This window comes from Bacillus infantis, from assembly GCF_050107595.1.
GTDB lineage: Bacteria > Bacillota > Bacilli > Bacillales > Cytobacillaceae > Bacillus_AB > Bacillus_AB infantis_C.
Genome location: NZ_JBNILH010000004.1, coordinates 372,514 through 388,928 on the forward strand (window position 1 = coordinate 372,514; position 16,415 = coordinate 388,928).

The 16,415-nt window shown below is 45.3% G+C and carries 14 protein-coding genes; 3 read left to right on the forward strand and 11 right to left on the reverse strand.

What is annotated here, in order from left to right:
• Position 1 precedes the first annotated feature (1 nt).
• Positions 2 to 202, reverse strand: a complete 201-nt coding sequence (locus ACQCVH_RS11060; protein ID WP_148974158.1) for a helix-turn-helix transcriptional regulator — start codon at positions 200 to 202, stop codon at positions 2 to 4.
• A 323-nt stretch (positions 203 to 525) separates the two neighbouring features.
• On the opposite strand from ACQCVH_RS11060, the gene ACQCVH_RS11065 reads away from it, so the two are divergent.
• Entirely contained in the window at positions 526 to 1,737 is a 1,212-nt protein-coding gene (locus ACQCVH_RS11065; protein ID WP_426835715.1) for a M14 family zinc carboxypeptidase, read from the forward strand.
• 51 nt (positions 1,738 to 1,788) lie between these two features.
• Here the strand turns inward: ACQCVH_RS11065 and ACQCVH_RS11070 are convergent, their stop codons facing one another.
• The 5 genes from ACQCVH_RS11070 to ACQCVH_RS11090 form a co-directional block, all read right to left on the reverse strand.
• Positions 1,789 to 2,055, reverse strand: a complete 267-nt coding sequence (locus ACQCVH_RS11070; RefSeq protein WP_426835716.1) for a LysM peptidoglycan-binding domain-containing protein — start codon at positions 2,053 to 2,055, stop codon at positions 1,789 to 1,791.
• Between the two features lie 297 nt (positions 2,056 to 2,352).
• Positions 2,353 to 3,054: a phosphoribosyltransferase gene (locus ACQCVH_RS11075; protein ID WP_426835717.1), complete on the reverse strand. Its 702-nt coding sequence runs from the start codon at positions 3,052 to 3,054 to the stop codon at positions 2,353 to 2,355.
• Between the two features lie 325 nt (positions 3,055 to 3,379).
• Entirely contained in the window at positions 3,380 to 4,648 is a 1,269-nt protein-coding gene (locus tag ACQCVH_RS11080) for a cytosine deaminase (protein ID WP_426835836.1), read from the reverse strand.
• A 3-nt stretch (positions 4,649 to 4,651) separates the two neighbouring features.
• On the reverse strand, positions 4,652 to 5,914 hold the full coding sequence (gene codB / locus ACQCVH_RS11085; RefSeq protein WP_426835718.1) for a cytosine permease: 1,263 nt from the start codon (positions 5,912 to 5,914) through the stop codon (positions 4,652 to 4,654).
• A gap of 607 nt (positions 5,915 to 6,521) precedes the next feature.
• Positions 6,522 to 7,151 (reverse strand): SGNH/GDSL hydrolase family protein, encoded by a 630-nt coding sequence (locus ACQCVH_RS11090; protein WP_426835719.1) that lies wholly within the window; start codon positions 7,149 to 7,151, stop codon positions 6,522 to 6,524.
• 762 nt (positions 7,152 to 7,913) lie between these two features.
• Here ACQCVH_RS11090 and ACQCVH_RS11095 point away from each other — a divergent pair.
• Positions 7,914 to 9,173, forward strand: coding sequence for a hypothetical protein (locus ACQCVH_RS11095; protein WP_426835720.1), 1,260 nt, complete (start codon positions 7,914 to 7,916; stop codon positions 9,171 to 9,173).
• Between the two features lie 93 nt (positions 9,174 to 9,266).
• Complete coding sequence (locus tag ACQCVH_RS11100) at positions 9,267 to 10,538, forward strand: right-handed parallel beta-helix repeat-containing protein (protein ID WP_426835721.1); 1,272 nt, start codon at positions 9,267 to 9,269, stop codon at positions 10,536 to 10,538.
• A 30-nt stretch (positions 10,539 to 10,568) separates the two neighbouring features.
• Here the strand turns inward: ACQCVH_RS11100 and tagH are convergent, their stop codons facing one another.
• The 5 genes from tagH to ACQCVH_RS11125 form a co-directional block, all read right to left on the reverse strand.
• On the reverse strand, positions 10,569 to 11,369 hold the full coding sequence (gene tagH, locus ACQCVH_RS11105) for a teichoic acids export ABC transporter ATP-binding subunit TagH (protein WP_426835722.1): 801 nt from the start codon (positions 11,367 to 11,369) through the stop codon (positions 10,569 to 10,571).
• Between the two features lie 14 nt (positions 11,370 to 11,383).
• The gene (locus tag ACQCVH_RS11110; RefSeq protein ID WP_426835723.1) at positions 11,384 to 12,187 is read right to left on the reverse strand and encodes an ABC transporter permease; all 804 of its coding nucleotides are present in this window, start codon (positions 12,185 to 12,187) and stop codon (positions 11,384 to 11,386) included.
• A gap of 85 nt (positions 12,188 to 12,272) precedes the next feature.
• Positions 12,273 to 13,547 (reverse strand): nucleotide sugar dehydrogenase, encoded by a 1,275-nt coding sequence (locus ACQCVH_RS11115; RefSeq protein ID WP_426835724.1) that lies wholly within the window; start codon positions 13,545 to 13,547, stop codon positions 12,273 to 12,275.
• On the reverse strand, positions 13,544 to 14,536 hold the full coding sequence (locus tag ACQCVH_RS11120; protein ID WP_426835725.1) for a hypothetical protein: 993 nt from the start codon (positions 14,534 to 14,536) through the stop codon (positions 13,544 to 13,546). The genes ACQCVH_RS11115 and ACQCVH_RS11120 overlap by 4 nt, the downstream gene beginning before the upstream one ends.
• Positions 14,533 to 16,413 (reverse strand): alginate lyase family protein, encoded by a 1,881-nt coding sequence (locus ACQCVH_RS11125; RefSeq protein WP_426835726.1) that lies wholly within the window; start codon positions 16,411 to 16,413, stop codon positions 14,533 to 14,535. The genes ACQCVH_RS11120 and ACQCVH_RS11125 overlap by 4 nt, the downstream gene beginning before the upstream one ends.
• Between the last annotated feature and the right edge of the window lie 2 nt (positions 16,414 to 16,415).

Consider the following 16,415-nt stretch of genomic DNA (forward strand, 5'->3'; position numbering starts at 1 on the left):
CTTATTCCTCCTTGTAATCAAAAACGTCCATGATTGGTTTGTCTACTACCTTTGCAATCTTAATGGCCAAAATCAGAGAGGGATTGTATCTGTTTTTTTCAATGGAAAGGATTGTCTGCCGGCTGACCCCAACTGCATCTGCCAGCTCCTGCTGCGTCATTTTCTTTTCCGCTCTGTACACAGAGATTTTATTATCAAGCATTTTCATCCGCCCTTTAGGTAAGCCATTGAGTAAATTGTAAAATATTTCTTACATTGTGTAAAGTATTTTTTACAAAAAGTAAGAAATTGATTACATATATAGATTCATAGTCATACTTACTCTGAAAACGAGGGACATTGGGCATAGCCCCTTCATACACCCGATAGGACGAACTATTCAATTATTTCGGAATGCGAAATTTTCGACAACCTTCATTTCATTCCTACAAAACTAGACCCGGGCACAGTTCCTATTTCGACAAGATGTTAGCGGCTTGTCGATTTAGAATAGTCTTTGTAAGAAAAACAAAGGAGAGTGGCAGGATGAAGAAAAACAAATGGATTGCAGGATTAAGCACAGCAGTTGTTTTATGTGCGGGGGTTGGAGGCACAGCCATTGCGGCCAAATCTCCTGACAATAGCAAAGCGGGTCAGTATGAGGCCAGCTCTGTGGCTGGATTTACTGACTATGCGGAAATGGTGAACAGGCTCCAGCAGATTAAAAAGAGCAGCCAGGGTAAAGTATCGTTATCGGTTGTCGGCCAATCCAATCAGGGGCGGGACATCTATCAGGCAAGGGTCGGTACGGGGGATAAAGTGATACTGATTGAAAGCGAGATTCACGGCAATGAAAAGACTGGCACAGAGGCACTGTTAAAAATCCTTCAGTATCTCGGATCCAGCAATTCACCGGAAGCCAGGGAAATCCGCGAAAGTGTCACTTTGGTTGTTCTGCCAAAAATGAATCCGGACGCTTCAGAGCTTGACCGACGCGGAAACGATATGTCCTGGTCGGAAGCTGTGCAGGACTTCCCTCAGCTTGCAGCTGCAGTGAGGCCGGCCTGGAATTATTATGCGTCTGGCACAATCCAGGAGCGGAATTACACCGGACAGCCCGGGTTTGATGTAAACCGCGACTTCAACCCTAATCTGGATTACGTCCCCCGAGCCGAGGATTTCCCAGGCAGGTCAAGCCAGCCAGGCTGGTACATAACACCGGAATCCCAAACCGTCAGGGATGTGTATAAAGGATTAATGGCCGAGTTTGGAAAGGTTGATGTCTTTGTTGACCTTCACCATCAGGGGCAATACTTTGTAGAGGGAACGGATGACATCGTCACTATGTCCTTGTCAGGCGAGTTTGTGCCTGATCCAAACACTCCGGCAGGAGCAAAATATGCAGAATATGCAGATCAATATAATGTTGAGTTCTCTAAGCAGCTGAATCTAGCAGCTTATAACGCACTGCAGTCGATCGGAAACTCGCCATTTAATAACATCACCCTCTATCAGCGGAACCTTGACCTTCCAGGAACTGCATTGGGAAGCTTTGCTCTTAACGGCAGCGGCACTGTTCTGTTTGAGGTAAGAGGCCAGTCACATACACTTGGCCAAAAGAAAAAAGGTCAGCTTGTCAAAGCAGTCGAAACCGGATTGAATGCCATTATTAAAGGAGTTGCAGACGGATCCGTGGAAAACCTGGATGCGGATGATTATGAAAAAATCCCGAATACCGCTTATGAGCCAGGGCTGTAAAGGATAAAAGAAGCCTCCATCCTATTCAACAGGATGGAGGCTTTAATTGTATTAATTGCAGTTATATGTCATTAAACGCTGACCCACATAGATTTTATTCGGATCTGAGATATTGTTCAGTGATGCCAGGTAGGATGTTGTAACCCCATATTTAGCGGCAATTTCCGAGAGTGTATCCCCAGATTTCACATAATAATAGACCGGGCCGAAGCAGCCTGGAGGGGCAGCTTCCGCAGTAGATGTTCCAAAGGTTCCGACTCCGCCCAGGATTCCTAAAGACATAGCAGACGCTAATACGATTTTCCCAAGTTTTTTCATAGTGTCTCCTCCTAAAATAGTTTCTGGTTCTTCCTCTTAAAACTATCAAATATTGACAGCTGCAACAATGGGGTTGACCTTGGGAAAACTCACAAAAATCTTGTCGCTATAACTTAGGCCTTATGGAGTGTTTATTTGTTGACTGGTCTAATTCAAGAAATGCCAGGTTCTCTATTGCGTAATCTACTCGCAACAGGAGTTAATCTAATGTTCTTTATTGCAATTCCTGCTTGGGAAAATCCAAAGATGATAGTATCTTTCAGCAAAAAAGAGGAACAAGTACCTGTGCCTCATTCCTTATACCGCTTTAGACTGTATCATAAATCTTCTCTCTCCGTCCCACCATGCTACCCTAAGCTCAGGGTATTGTGAGGATATTAGAATGGCCTCTTCCACATTCACCGTCACCACATGGGTAAAGCCGAGTGAAATCGCCATCTCCCCTTTATCGATATGCCCTGCCGCAATCCCATCGCCTTCGCGGACAAAGGAAAAGAGAGTTTCATCCCAAAGGGTCCTCTCAAATTGATGATCGGCGATATTTTCCGCTCTTGAAACCCTGCTTTCCGCCGGATTGAGCCTGAACCTTTCCCATGGCAAAATGAAACGGACATTGTTTTCCCTTGTTTCAAAGCAAAAATAATCCGGCACTGAAGCGGACTTGGGGTCCTTACAGATGACCAGTGTTCTGACATCCATTCCTTGATTGGTCAAAAATTCTCTGCTGCTGATCAGTGTTTTACCCATCCCGGCAAAGTCCTCTACAAGCAGCACCTTCTTCAGGCTCGGAGCCGCCCCTTTCCAATCGGCAGACTCGCTGATGCGGTCATATGTCAAAAAATAATATGGCAGCCCTGTGAGGAAAGCCAGGTGAAAGCCAGGAAAAGAGCCGCCCCGCAAAATAATCACAAGCGCATCAAAGCCCTCCCTCTTAATCTCTTCCGCAAGAGAATCAAGTGAAAGGGAGATCTGATTATAATCTAGATATATATTTTTCATCTATTCTACCTCTTTGCAACAAAACTTATATAAAACTACTACCTGTGTCATTATAGTACAAAGAAAGAGGAGGGGTAAATGGCAAGATTAAGTGCCAAAGATTGGGTGCCAGAATTGGGTACCAGGTATAGTTCGTGGACACATATGGGGAAAGTGTCTTTTTATGCTACCTGGTACCTTCCGTGGACACATATGGGGAAAGTGTCCTTTTATGCTACCTGGTACCTTCCGTGGACACTTATGGGGAAGTGTCTTTTTGTGCTACCTGGCACCAAATAAGTGTCACCAAAAAAAGGACAGCTGCTTGCTGCCCTTTTTCTTTTAGCTATTTGCTATAATCTATACTTTCTCTTTGCTCCCCAAGCAGAATAGAAGTCTGCCTTGGGCTTGTCTGCGCGATGATCTTGCCGTTCCTAATAGAGTAAAGGACGGCTGCCTGTTTGCGGATGGCTTCGTATTCATTTTCAGCGTCAAGGACAATGAAGCTGGCCGGTTTTCCAGCTTCTATCCCGTAGCTGTCTTCGATATGAAGCGTCTTGGCGCTGTTATCTGTAATCAGATCGAAGGAACGGACAATTTCTTCATAACCCATGAGCTGGGATACGTGGATGCCCATGTGGAGAACCTGAAGCATATTGCCTGTACCAAGCGGGTACCAAGGATCAAAGATATCATCATGGCCGAAGCTCACATTCATTCCCGCTTCAAGAAGCTCCTTCACTCTTGTGATGCCCCTCCGCTTTGGATACGTATCAAAACGGCCCTGAAGATGGATATTCACAAGGGGGTTAGCCACAAAGTTTATTCCCGACATCTTCAGCAGCCTGAAGAGCTTGTAGGCATAAGCATCATTATAGGAGCCCATCGCCGTCGTATGGCTGGCCGTCACCTTGCTGCCGAACCCCCGCTCATATGCTTCCGCTGCCACTACTTCTACAAACCGTGACTGCTCATCATCGATTTCGTCGCAGTGAATGTCTACAAGACGGTCATATTTTTCCGCAAGGTCGAATGCAATTTTCATAGAAGATACGCCATATTCTCTCGTAAACTCAAAGTGCGGGATGCCGCCGACCACGTCTGCACCCATTTTCAGCGCTTCTTCCATCAGTTCTGCCCCGCTTGGATAAGAAAGAATTCCCTCCTGCGGAAAAGCGACCAGCTGCAGATCAACATGTGAAGCCATTTCTTCTTTTACTTCTAAAAGCGCCTTCAGCGCAGTCAAGGTTGGATCCGTCACATCCACATGTGTGCGGACATGCTGAATTCCCTGTGCGATCTGCCATTTGAGCGCTTTTTTAGCCCGCGCCTTTACATCCTCATGTGTCAAAGTCTCCTTACGCTGAGCCCATCTCTGGATCCCCTCGAACAGTGTGCCGCTCTGATTCCATTCAGGCTCGCCTGCTGTCAGTGTTGTATCAAGGTGGATATGTGGTTCGATGAAAGGTGCTGTAACGAGCCCCCCTTTTATATCCAGCTCCTCGCCTTCCCAATCTGTTACATCTCCCTGCGACAATTCCGCAATCTTTTCGTCTCTTACTATTATATTCCATAGCCCATCCTGGCTTCTTAGCTTCGCATTTTTGATTAACATCATTTAGCTCACCTTTTCCATTTCTGTTATTGTGCCTGTGTTTGCCGTGAGAGCTGCAAGCTTGGAGATGACGATGAATGTGATCGCCGCCCCAAGCAGTGCATTGACCGGAGGAATTCCCGGGATGAAATTCGCAGCAGCCACACCCGCACCCCAGGCAATCATGGCCGGCCAGTTGACAGCTTTGAATGTCATTTGCTCAAACTTCTTGTACTTGCCTCTGTTGATGATAAAATAGTCCGCCAGAATGATGGCTCCAACAGGCGGCAGAGCTGCCCCAAGGATGGTCAGCCATCCGACAAAGTTATTGTAAAGCCACATCGCGAGGATTGTACCGACGATTCCGTTAAAAATGACAACCTTGCTTTTTGCAATTTTTGTGATGCTTGAGAAGCCGAGGCCGGATGCATACAGCGCATTGTCATTGGTTGTCCAGATATTAAGTCCGAGCACCAGGATGGCCGGGAGAATTAACTTTTGAATGAACATCACTTCTGAAATATCCGATTGGCCAGTTGCGATAGCACCGATCGCTCCGAAGATGAACATGAGTGAATTTCCGATAAAGAAGGCAATTACAGTCGTAATGACTGCTGAGCGCTTTGTATGAGCAAAGCGGGCAAAATCAGGCGTAAGCGTTCCAGCACTGATAAAAGAACCCACACAGATCGTCAATGCCGCAGCAAGCCCGATTGCTTCTGTTGGCTGATACTGCATTAGGCCATCTAACCCGCCAACCGTTTCTGTTGCCTTGAATACTGAAAAGCTGCCAAGAATTGTGATGAGAGGGACCGCGATAAAACTTAAGATCGCCAAAGCCTTCATTCCAAAAAACGCTGTCGCCGTCATCAGGATGCCGGCAATCGCAATCAGCAGATACGCATCAAGCCCTGTCACCTTCTGGACAGGAAGAGCAAACATCGCCACACCCACGCCGAACCAGCCGACCTGGGTCGCTGCCAGTAAGAATGAAGAAAGATAAGAACCCTTTTCACCGAACGCATAGCGCGTCAGCAGATGTGTCGATAAACCCGTCTTTGCCGCGATATAAGCGAGCGCCCCTGTATAAGCGCCAAGAATCAGGTTCCCTGCCAGCACAATGCCGATAAATTGCATAAAAGTCAGCCCTGAACCAAGAGTCCCCCCTGACCACATGCTTGCCGAGAAAAACGTCAGTCCCAGCATCACCACAAGCATTCTCCAAAAGCCGCTGCGGTGCTTCTGCGGAACCGCACTCAGTGAAAAATCCAAATCTGCTTTACTCATTTCCATTCCTCCTATAAGTTTCAATAATGTTGAAACTGGTACCAAAGGAGACTTCGATGATAAGAAGCTGGAACGAAAAAAGGCTTCTCGCCGTTTCCGACAAGAAGCCTTTTTCCACATGAAAAACCAGCGGGCAGGATACACCTCACCCAATGATTCTCATAATTTCCGCTGTCCTTGCCAGCCTCACGGGACTGAATTAAAGGTACCAGTATTTAATTGGTTATTATTATTGCAGAAAAATAGGGGGATGTCAATGAGGGGGGTGGCGGGAAAAGGTGAGGTTTTACGATTTTGTGGGTTTTTCTCGGAAAATTGGATGCCAGCCTTGCAGAAGGAGGTTGAATCGGAAGAGAATGTCCAGCTGGACCGTATTTGAGTATGGCATAGCATGAAAAATACCCTTCTACAGTATGTAAAAGGGACAGTCAAGCTGCAATCATATAAGATTCTACATAAATATTCTATTTTTCTACATAAATTCTTAATTATTCTACCTATTTTTACAGTTATTCTACATAAAAACAGCGTCATTCTACATAAAATACATTTATTGGAAAACTACACGCCCTTACACCGCAAAAATGCCCCCAGAACCAAATCAATATCAGTTAAAAACAGACAAAGAACCTGCTCCCATAACCCAGGTCCGGGCCATCAGCATATCCCCAGCCGATGTCATATGCACCCCATCTGTCGTCAGCTTAAGTTTACCTCCCGACTTCAGATACCGGATAAATGCCTTATGCTCCGTAACAACCGCTGCATTGAACTGCTCAGCCATTTCATGCACTGCCTCAACATACGGGACAAGCAGCCTATTGCCTTCCGACTGGACATCCTCCTCAATAACAGTCGGCTCCATAAGCACAATTTCAGCTTTCGTCTTCTCTTTCACTTCTGTCAGCAAGTCCTCATAAACTTCTTTAAATCGCCCAGGCTCTATCTGCACGATCCCTGGACTGTCCAGCTGCCTCCATACATCATTTATGCCAATCGAAATGGAAACAAGATCCGGCTGAATATCAATGACATCCGCCTTCCAGCGGTCGGCAAGGTCAGTCACGCGGTTGCCGCTCACACCTCTGTTGATAAACTCTAACTTCTTTTCAGGAAAAGACGTTATATAATAGTCACGCAGATTCCTTACATAACCGAATCCAATCTGCTCAGGATCCTCTCTTCTGCCGTGATCTGTGATGCTGTCGCCGATAAATAAGATTTTTTTTGCTGCCATATGCTTCACCTGCTTTTATTTGATACTTTTTATATTAGCTAATCTCCCCGGGGATTCCTGCTGGTGAGATAAGGTTGCAGGCTGCATGACGTATGGTTCCGCTGTATGTCTGGGAAAAATGAGAGAGAAGACGAAGTCATCTTATGGATGAGAATTGGACTGCCGCCCGAGCAAAAAGCTGTGTAAACAGGTAAATTTGTTAAGCCGATGAGTATTGAAGGTTGAAAAAGCATAAAAAATGCCCCTCTATCAAGTGCTGGAGGGGCATTTCTCATTGATTGAGATAGGATTTTATCTGTATCCAGTGCGATTCTACCGACTTTAGCTTTTATTCTACCAACTCTTTTGGTTATTCTACCAAATCTCGAATTTTTCTACCAACTCGGCCATTTATTCTACCAACCTCTCTAACCAAACCAGAAAATTACATTCATTACCAAAACTTGCACCAAGCCCGATATATAGCACTACTTAACGCCCTAACCTATCAGCGACTGATAATACTCATACCTAACTAGTAACATAAACATTTCCTTCTTTCCCCTGCCGTACACAGGACCAGAAAACCAGTACTTATCTCCAGGATTACCTCTGCACCTTTCCACATTTTCCCTTTAAACATCTTTCGACCCCTGCCGATATAACCAGAAAGAGCTGGTGATTATTAGCCTTTTGGGTTTATTATCACCCACAAACCTTTAGTCTTGCTTGTCCGGCTCTCTTTTGACTCAGGACAATAGTTTTATAAGAAAGGAAGAAACAATGTATAAAAAGCTGACTTTACCTCTCATCCCCATTCTGCTGTCTATCTCAATGCTTCCTGCCCATACCTCTGCTGCTGTAACCACCGTCACACCGGAACAATTCGGTGCGGATGGATTTGATGAACACCCTGATACTGCGGCTTTAAAAAAGGCGATTAACAGCGGTGCAGATATAATCTACCTTAAAGAAGGAGCCTCTTATTATATCGATGAAAGGCTCTCGGTAAACAAAAGCATCAAGATTACTTCAGGACCTAAAAAAGCAGCCATTATCCAAAAATCCTCTAAAGAAGGGATTTTATACTTCAGGAACAAGGCAAAAACCACTGCTTCGGCTTCAAGGAGTATCACAAAGGGTTCAACATTCATAACTGCCTCTGACATAAAAGGAGTTAAGGCAGGAGATATAGTTGAGCTTAAGTCCGACAAGCTTTGGAAGTGGGATAACAGATCCACTTTGACCAAGGGAGAAATCCACACGGTTAAAAGTGTTTCCGGAAATAATATCTATTTAAATACGAAAACAAATGATTTATACAATATAGGCAAAGGCGAAAAAGCAGAAGTGCGTACATATTCCCCGAACAGGATTGTTTTGGAGAATATAGACTTTAAATATCCAAAAGCAGTTGAGACGACTGCGCTTATAATAGATCCAAGTGTAAATTCCAGCTTCAAACAAATTTCCATTCAAAACTCAAAGCTGACCGGGCTGAAGCTTATAAAGAATGTAAATGCAAGAGTTGAGAAGGCCTCCATTAGATTGGGAACAACAAAAGACATCAATACTGGATACGGAATACAGGACTACGGCGGAATAAATACGAAAATATTAAGTTCCACTTTCCAGGAAGTTAGAAGGGGAGTTGATTTTTCAGGCGATATTCCATCGAGGTATGGATTAGTTCAGTACAGCAAAGCCATCGGTCCAAAAAAAGGGTCCCTTGCGTCAGGCAACAGCGGTTTTGGTACACATTCGACCGCGGAATACATTGAATTTAGAAATAATGTGGTCCAGAATTTTGACTACCAATTTGTCAGCCGCGGTGATTATATTTCGTTTATCAAGAATAGCGGAACAGGCGTTTCAAAAGCATTTCTGCATACCAATTACGGAGATCATATAACCCTTGCCGATAACAGGTATACCAGTACTAACAAAAGTAAATTAGATTACTTTATCTTAAGAAGCAGCTCTTTCAATGGCAATATCAAACATTATAACAATAAAGGCCCTAATCTAACTTATATAAGATAAATCCCACATCCCTGGACCGTAAAGTCCGGGGATTTTTTCTTCATATGCTATATACTAGAGTTAAACGCCAGCCCAGACAAAGGAGGAGACATATTGAAGAATCCAGCCGTGAAAAAGATAAAACTCCTATCCTTGGCCTTGCTCGTCCTGACTTTGGCTGTCCTTTTGCTTCGGGAGCCTCCTGCATCCTTTTCCACACCTGAAGAATTCGGGGGAGACGGGTTTGACCGCCGGCTTGATACTGCAGCAATCCAAAAGGCTTTGGACAGCGGTGCAGAAACCGTCAAATTAAAGGAAGGCGCCACCTATTATATTGATCAGACATTAACGGCCGACCGGAGCATAAAGCTTATATCCGGCTCAAAAAAAGCAAACATCATCCAGCAATCAAATGAGGAAAGCGTTTTTTACTTTCGCAATAAGGCCCGATCCTCCCTCTATCTTACTGAGGATGTGAAAAAAGGAACGAAGGCAGTTAAAGCCAACGAAGCAAAAAAAGCTCAGCCCGGCGATATAATTGAATTGAAGTCAAATGTGCTTTGGCATTGGGATAACCGGAACAGCCTGACAAAAGGCGAACTGCATACCGTGGAAAAGGTTTCAGGGGATACCATCTATCTATCCTCCAAAACGGATGACAGCTATGCTGTCAGTGAAGGAGAAAAGGTGATAGTCAATCTGTATTCTCCAAAGACAATCCATGTGGAAAATGTCCGCTTTTCCTACACAGAGCCTGTTAAAAATACGGCAATTATCATAGATCCAGCCGTGGACTCCACCTTCAAGAATATCAATGTCAGCAAAGCCCAGGAAACAGGGCTCAAGTTAATCAAGAACATAAATGCCACTCTGGAAAAATCATTTTTCAGCCTGCATACGGATGAGTCTGTGCCGACGGGATATGGTTTCCAGGATTATGGCGGCCGCGGGACCACCGTCAGGAACTCCACCTTTGAAAAGGTGAGGCGGGGCGTTGACTTCTCCGGCGACATACCATCCAGGTTCGGAAGGGTCGAAAACAGTACGGCATACGGGCCTGATAAAGGAACGCTGGCAGCCGGCAACAGCGGCTTTGGCACCCATTCAACAGCAGAGTATATAACCTTCGAAAATAATACTGTGGAGAATTTTGATTATCATTTTGTCAGCCGCGGAAACCATATTTCCTTCTTAAATAACAGCGGTACCGGCAATACGCGCGCTTTCTTTCATATCACGTATGGCGGCAAAGTTAAGCTTGAAGGAAATCATTATGCGGACAAGGATGGCAATGAACTCGATTACTTCATATTAAAAGGGACGGAATTTGACGGCCATATCACAGAAGATGAGAATACTGGCCCATCACGTATTTTTGAACAATAACAGCAAAAAGGAGGGGATTTCCCCTCCTTTTTACATTATGCTTTGCTTCTGGCCTTTAAGCATTTCATTTCGATAATTCTTTTTCTCAGCTTCTTCAAGCCCATTGTACCAGGAGATGAACTCCTTATACTTTTTAACCGTTTCCTTCGTCCCGCCGAACTCCTTAACCTCGCCAAAATGCAGCCATAAAACACGGTCAGACAAAGAGCTGATCTGTGAAAGCGAGTGGCTGATAAAAAAGATCGTCCTGCCGCCCGCCCTGAAGTCGTCTATCTTTGCCAGGCATTTCTTATAGAATGTTTCATCCCCGACCGAAAGAGCTTCATCCACGACAAGGATGTCAGGGTTGGTATGCACCGAGATGGCAAAGCCTAAGCGGGATTTCATTCCGCTTGAATATTTTTTGACAGGCTGGTCGATAAATTCCCCAATATCGGCAAACTCGCAGATTGCAGGGGTCAATTCGGCGATCTCCCGCCTGCTCATGCCCAGCATAAGCCCCTTCAGCTCGATATTCTCCAAGCCGGTAAGCTGATTATTGAGCCCTGCCGATATGGCAATCAGGCTCGTTTCCCCATTGAGCTCAATGCTTCCTGCTGTCGGCGAGGTTACTTGCGCCAGGAGGTTGGACAGGGTTGATTTTCCGGATCCATTGATTCCGATGACACCAATGGTTTCCCCTTCATACACTTCAAAGGAGACATCATTCAGCGCCAGGAAGCTCCTGTTTTTTTTACTCCAGAGAAACAGATCCTTCAGCTTTTCTGAATTGGCTTTGAAAAGCTTATATTCCTTTGCTACGTTTCGAAATATGACCTTTGGCTTCTTCATACTGCCCTCCCCGTCTATAAATAATCAATGAACCTGTTCCTGAATTTCATATGAAGCATAGACCCAATCAAAAGAATGACCAATGTAATTGCCCAGAAATAGATTGTGTATGTTATATCTTCATAAAACCAGGCGCCGCCTAATAACGTACTTCTGAACCCTTGGATCAGATAGAAAAGAGGATTCAGCTTTAATATTTCCAGCCAGGGCGACGCAAGGCTGCTGACGTCCCACAGGATCGGGAGCACATACACCATCATTCTCATCAGCGATTGAAGCACGCTCTGAAAATCCCTGAATACTGCAGAGATTGTTGAGAAAAGCAGGGTCACGGAAAATAAAAACAAGTATAGCGCAGCCAAATAATAAGGGAGCTGGAGCAGATAGATCCCCGGATTGATTCCGTACACAATAAGCAGCACCATTAATAGGGCAAGCAGAATGAGAAAATTAAAGCTGTTTGATATGATTGCAACTGATGGCATGACACTAATCGGGAATTTCATTTTGGAAACAAGGCTGATCTTGGCAAAAATACTATTTGAGCCCTGTATGATCGCTGGACTTATAAACAGCCATGGAATCAGTCCGAGAATCAGCCAGATGAAAAATGGAATCTCTCCAACCGGCTCCCCTCCCCTGATCCCGAGCCCAAACACCAGCCAGTACACAAATATTCGCGCAGCTGGATTCAAAATCTGCCAGAAAATACCGAGATAATGAAGCTGATAGGTGCTTTTTATTTCAAATAGGGCAAGCCTGAATATTAAATGAAGATGCAAGGCCTGTTCTTTCATAATCTGAAAAACGGCTTTCACTATTAACGCCCTCAATTCTCCTGAATTACCTTTCCTCTATAAGGAAACAGAGGACGGCCCATTACTGTGCCATCCTGCTGTATGGTTATACCAAGATTTTTTCTTTATTATAATGGAATAAGTTCCCGAAATGGATATATTCGATTTCGTCTGACAGGTTTTGGACAATCTTCTTCGTATCAAAGATTCTCTTGTCTGTCATCTTGGCCATTTTTCCGAAGTCTAATTCTTTGAATTCATTATGGTCTGTCAATATGACAGCCAGGCTTGAATTCATAACAGCCTCCTCGAAGTCCTTTGTCACCCAATCAAGTTCTACATGCGGATCATGGGAACGGATTTCATATTTTCCCTGCTGCAGAAGAAGCTCCCTGATTTCCATTGCAGGACTCTCCCTGATGTCATCGACATTTCCTTTGTAGGTGAGTCCGAGCAGGGTAATTGTATTTCCGTTGGCGCCTTCCATCAGGCGATTTATATTTTCCACCACATAATGGGGCATGGATGTGTTGACTGAGCGTGACAGTTCAATGATCTTGGCCTTATCCGGCGATTTGGAAACGATGAAATACGGATCGACCGCCAGGCAGTGGCCACCCACACCGGGGCCAGGTGTATGCAGGTTTACACGCGGATGCTTGTTCGCCATTTCAATAACATCCAGCGCGTTAATTTCAAGATCATTGCATACCTTGGTCAGCTCATTTGCCAATGCAATATTCACATCACGGAATGTATTTTCCATCAGCTTGGACATTTCAGCTGTTTTTGCCGTCGTCTTGATGATTTCCCCTTTTACGAAGGTGCTGTAAACCATGGCGCCTGCCTCGGTGCATTCTGGTGTAATCCCGCCGACAATGCGGTTATTATAAATTAGTTCATGAAGAATCTGGCCAGGAAGCACCCGTTCAGGGCAGTGCACAAGGAAAATGTCCTTTCCTGCAGTAAATCCGGCCTGTTCAATGAGCGGGAGAACATGGTCGTCCATGCTTCTTGGCGCAATCGTTGATTCGACGATTACGACATTGCCCTGCTTCAAATAAGGGATAACCGAGCTTACAGCACTTAGTACATATGATAAATCACAGGATTTGTATTCATCATTGTTATTAGGCGTAGGAACGGAGATGATAAATGCATCAGCAGGTTCTGGAGCAAGGGATGCTTTGAAATTCCCTTTTGAAACAACTTCGCTGAGTGCCTCCTGCAGACCTGGCTCTTCAATATGTATGGTTCCTGAATTAAGCAATTCAACAACCTCTGCTTTGACATCAACGCCTGTGACCTCCGCTCCATGCTTGGCAAACATGATGGATGTCGGCAGTCCGATATAACCCAGTCCAATTGTACAGATTTTCATAATAACACCACTCCTGTTCTCATAATTTGTCTAATCTTTTGCTGAAGAAAAATTGGGAAATGCACGGCCAGTTCCTTATGTGTATCATAGTTTCCCAGATCAAGTTCCAGATGTTCATAGCTCTCTGCTGCCAGGAACTCGGAAAACGGCTTCACATGGGCTTCATAATGGGGTTCACCTTTCCCGACATGAATCATGACCCGGGGAAGGGGACTGCCGGCTGCAAGCTTCTCAGCTATCATGCCTGTCATCAGCTCATTCGCCCAGCTTTTATCTTCCTCTGACAAACTGCCGGTAATATATTGAAAGACCGGTGTACTGACCGATTCCAGGTTTTTGAGATTTTTCCCCAAATAATCCCCTAGGTAGATTTGCGGGCCGCCTGCGACAGCAAAGCCGTATCCCCCAAGAAAGGAGTGGAAAATAGATGCATAGCCGCCCTTGCTTGACCCTGCACAGATAACCCTATCCTTATCCAGCCCATTATGGATACGAATCCGCTCGATAAGATCCTGGACTTTGTGGGCAATTGTCAGGTTCTTTGCCTCCCCCAGGTAATAGGTGGCGCCTGTCGGCTCCGGCCCATAGTCGTCTTTTATGAACAGCTTTGAAACCGGAAACTCATCAAGGGTTTTAATATAGTTATATCCAGGAGTCTTGGCCATTGCCTGGAATACGACGATCAGGAAGGGAGAGTTCTCTTCGTGTAAGTAAATATATTTCAGGCCCTCTTCTGATACAGTTTCCATCGGCAGGTACTGGTATTTAGTGATGTCCGCCCATTTCCCTTCAGACCTTGTCTGATATTTATATTTATAATTCAAGTGTCCGCCAAGCTCTTCCCTTGAGAGCTCCAGCCTCTCTCCTGGCCCTATTACCTTTAGAAGAGCAAACTCGCCTTTGCGGAAGTCCTTGAGCACAAACCGGATCTCCTCCTGCACACCTGTTTCTTCGTGCGGGGCAAAATCAAAGATATTTTTATCCATCATACCGGTGTCCCCTCTCGAGTTCTTCTTGCTGCCTGGATATGCTCTGCCTCATGTTCAGTGGCAGCCTCCATCAGCCGGGTGTTCAAATGTTTTTTGGAGCGGTAGTATTTATCATTGATAAATACATGTTCATAAAAATCTGTCAGCTGGATCTCAATTTTATATTTCCTCCAGCGGACAAAAATCAGGTCCCCCTCCCATTTCACCTCAGGAGCTTCTCTGCTTTTCAGAGGGACTCCCAATGTGATTTCGTACACATTGTCCGCTGCCATTCCTTCTGTCTTAAAGGTCAGCAGCGTATTAGGGACCATCTTTCCGTAATCCGGCGAAATCCATCCTTTCAATGGATTGGTTTCACCTGAAGCAGTCCCGGCTTCATAAGCACCGGTGCTCGAATGGATTTGCCTGATGCCAATCGCTTCTTCACCTTCAAGGCTGCCGATAAAATGCTCATTGTCCTTTCGGCATTCAAGCTCGCTGTGAAAATTAAAATGCGTTTCAAAGGTATGATCTTTAAAGCCTTTCAGGCGATCGAAAACCAAAATGACATCCGGTTTCAGATAGAGAAAAAGTCTCCTGTGATTGATATTTTTATATAAAGCATGCATTCCTGATGCATAGGCAATATTCTTTGTCAGCACAGCTGAGAGGAGTCCGCTTTTGCCTCTGTTGAAGCTGGGTATCCCTGCTTCCTGCCCATCTGCCATCACACTATTATGGGCGGGAGGAGATACAACATATTGCCGTTCCTCCGACTGATAATGATAGGTATATTTCCCGCCTTCAGTCAGCAGTTCTCTTCCCCGGGCAAAAAGGACAAATGACAGATCATCATGATGCTTATGGACTCTCGAATGGAAACCGCTGTATGCGATCAGCTGCACCGCCTCTTCATCCCACGCCCATTTATTCCTGAAAGCCGCAAACCCTCCCTGAAAGAAGGCTGCATCGGCAGGAAGAGGGGGAGTCCCTTCTTTTTCTGAAGCTTCAAGCTCTTGCATCAGCTGTCTTGTCTGTGCGCTCCAGCCTTGCAGTACATGTCGTGAAACCTGTGCATTTTCGCTGTCCCCTATAGAAGGGATCCTCCAGTCCGGCCGGCTTATATAGACCAGGAATCTGAAAGCATTGTGCAGCCGTTCCTCCAGTATGCCGGATTCCCCGTAACCTGTCAGCTTCAGGTAGCCCAGGAATCTGAACAGTGTTTTAAGGAGGGAATAGACATACTGCGGGGAATGCTCAAGAAAGCTTCCATCCGCTGCAAATAGATAATTGACCTGATTCCAAAAGCGCTCAAGCGACTGTTCCCTCCAGCGGCTGCTTCCCTCGATTTCCGAAAACGTAACAGCTGCCGTATACAGAGCCATATCCTGCTCAAGTCCATGATTATGGTTTGGCATATAGAAGCTTTCTTCCATAAGTGTTTCGGCATGCACCGCCGCTATCTTCTCCAGCTCTTCTTCCATTTCCTTATGGTAAAGCGGTCCAGACCTCCAGATGCAGAAGAAGCGGCAGATGTTTGCCAGCCTGTACGCGGTTGAATGATCATGCCAGCCCATCTCAGAAGGCGATTCAGGATAGTTCACCTGATGCCAGTTAATGATCAGCTCTTCCGCTTTCTTTAAATACTTCTCGTCCCCAAGCTCCTCATATCCGTCACACAGATGGGAAACAGAAGCTAAGGAATGATGCTGGAACCGCCAGGAGCGTTCAGGTCCGGGAAAGGACCAGACCTCTTTATAGTCCGCAGAAACCTCGCCGAATCTGGCACTCGTAAACCAGATATTCTTGAAATAGCCTTCACAATGCCTTTCAAGCAGTTCTTTAGAATTGATTTTTGATATAAATCTGACCGGGACAGCTTTCTGCAGTCTGACCACCT

What these genes read in the sequence shown, in the direction of transcription:
- ACQCVH_RS11060 (WP_148974158.1), bottom strand. Translation starts at nt 202, where the DNA reads ATGCTTGATAATAAAATCTCTGTGTACAGAGCGGAAAAGAAAATGACG.
- ACQCVH_RS11065 (WP_426835715.1), top strand. Translation starts at nt 526, where the DNA reads ATGAAGAAAAACAAATGGATTGCAGGATTAAGCACAGCAGTTGTTTTA.
- ACQCVH_RS11070 (WP_426835716.1), bottom strand. Translation starts at nt 2,055, where the DNA reads ATGAAAAAACTTGGGAAAATCGTATTAGCGTCTGCTATGTCTTTAGGA.
- ACQCVH_RS11075 (WP_426835717.1), bottom strand. Translation starts at nt 3,054, where the DNA reads ATGAAAAATATATATCTAGATTATAATCAGATCTCCCTTTCACTTGAT.
- ACQCVH_RS11080 (WP_426835836.1), bottom strand. Translation starts at nt 4,648, where the DNA reads ATGTTAATCAAAAATGCGAAGCTAAGAAGCCAGGATGGGCTATGGAAT.
- codB (WP_426835718.1), bottom strand. Translation starts at nt 5,914, where the DNA reads ATGAGTAAAGCAGATTTGGATTTTTCACTGAGTGCGGTTCCGCAGAAG.
- ACQCVH_RS11090 (WP_426835719.1), bottom strand. Translation starts at nt 7,151, where the DNA reads ATGGCAGCAAAAAAAATCTTATTTATCGGCGACAGCATCACAGATCAC.
- ACQCVH_RS11095 (WP_426835720.1), top strand. Translation starts at nt 7,914, where the DNA reads ATGTATAAAAAGCTGACTTTACCTCTCATCCCCATTCTGCTGTCTATC.
- tagH (WP_426835722.1), bottom strand. Translation starts at nt 11,369, where the DNA reads ATGAAGAAGCCAAAGGTCATATTTCGAAACGTAGCAAAGGAATATAAG.
- ACQCVH_RS11115 (WP_426835724.1), bottom strand. Translation starts at nt 13,547, where the DNA reads ATGAAAATCTGTACAATTGGACTGGGTTATATCGGACTGCCGACATCC.
- ACQCVH_RS11120 (WP_426835725.1), bottom strand. Translation starts at nt 14,536, where the DNA reads ATGATGGATAAAAATATCTTTGATTTTGCCCCGCACGAAGAAACAGGT.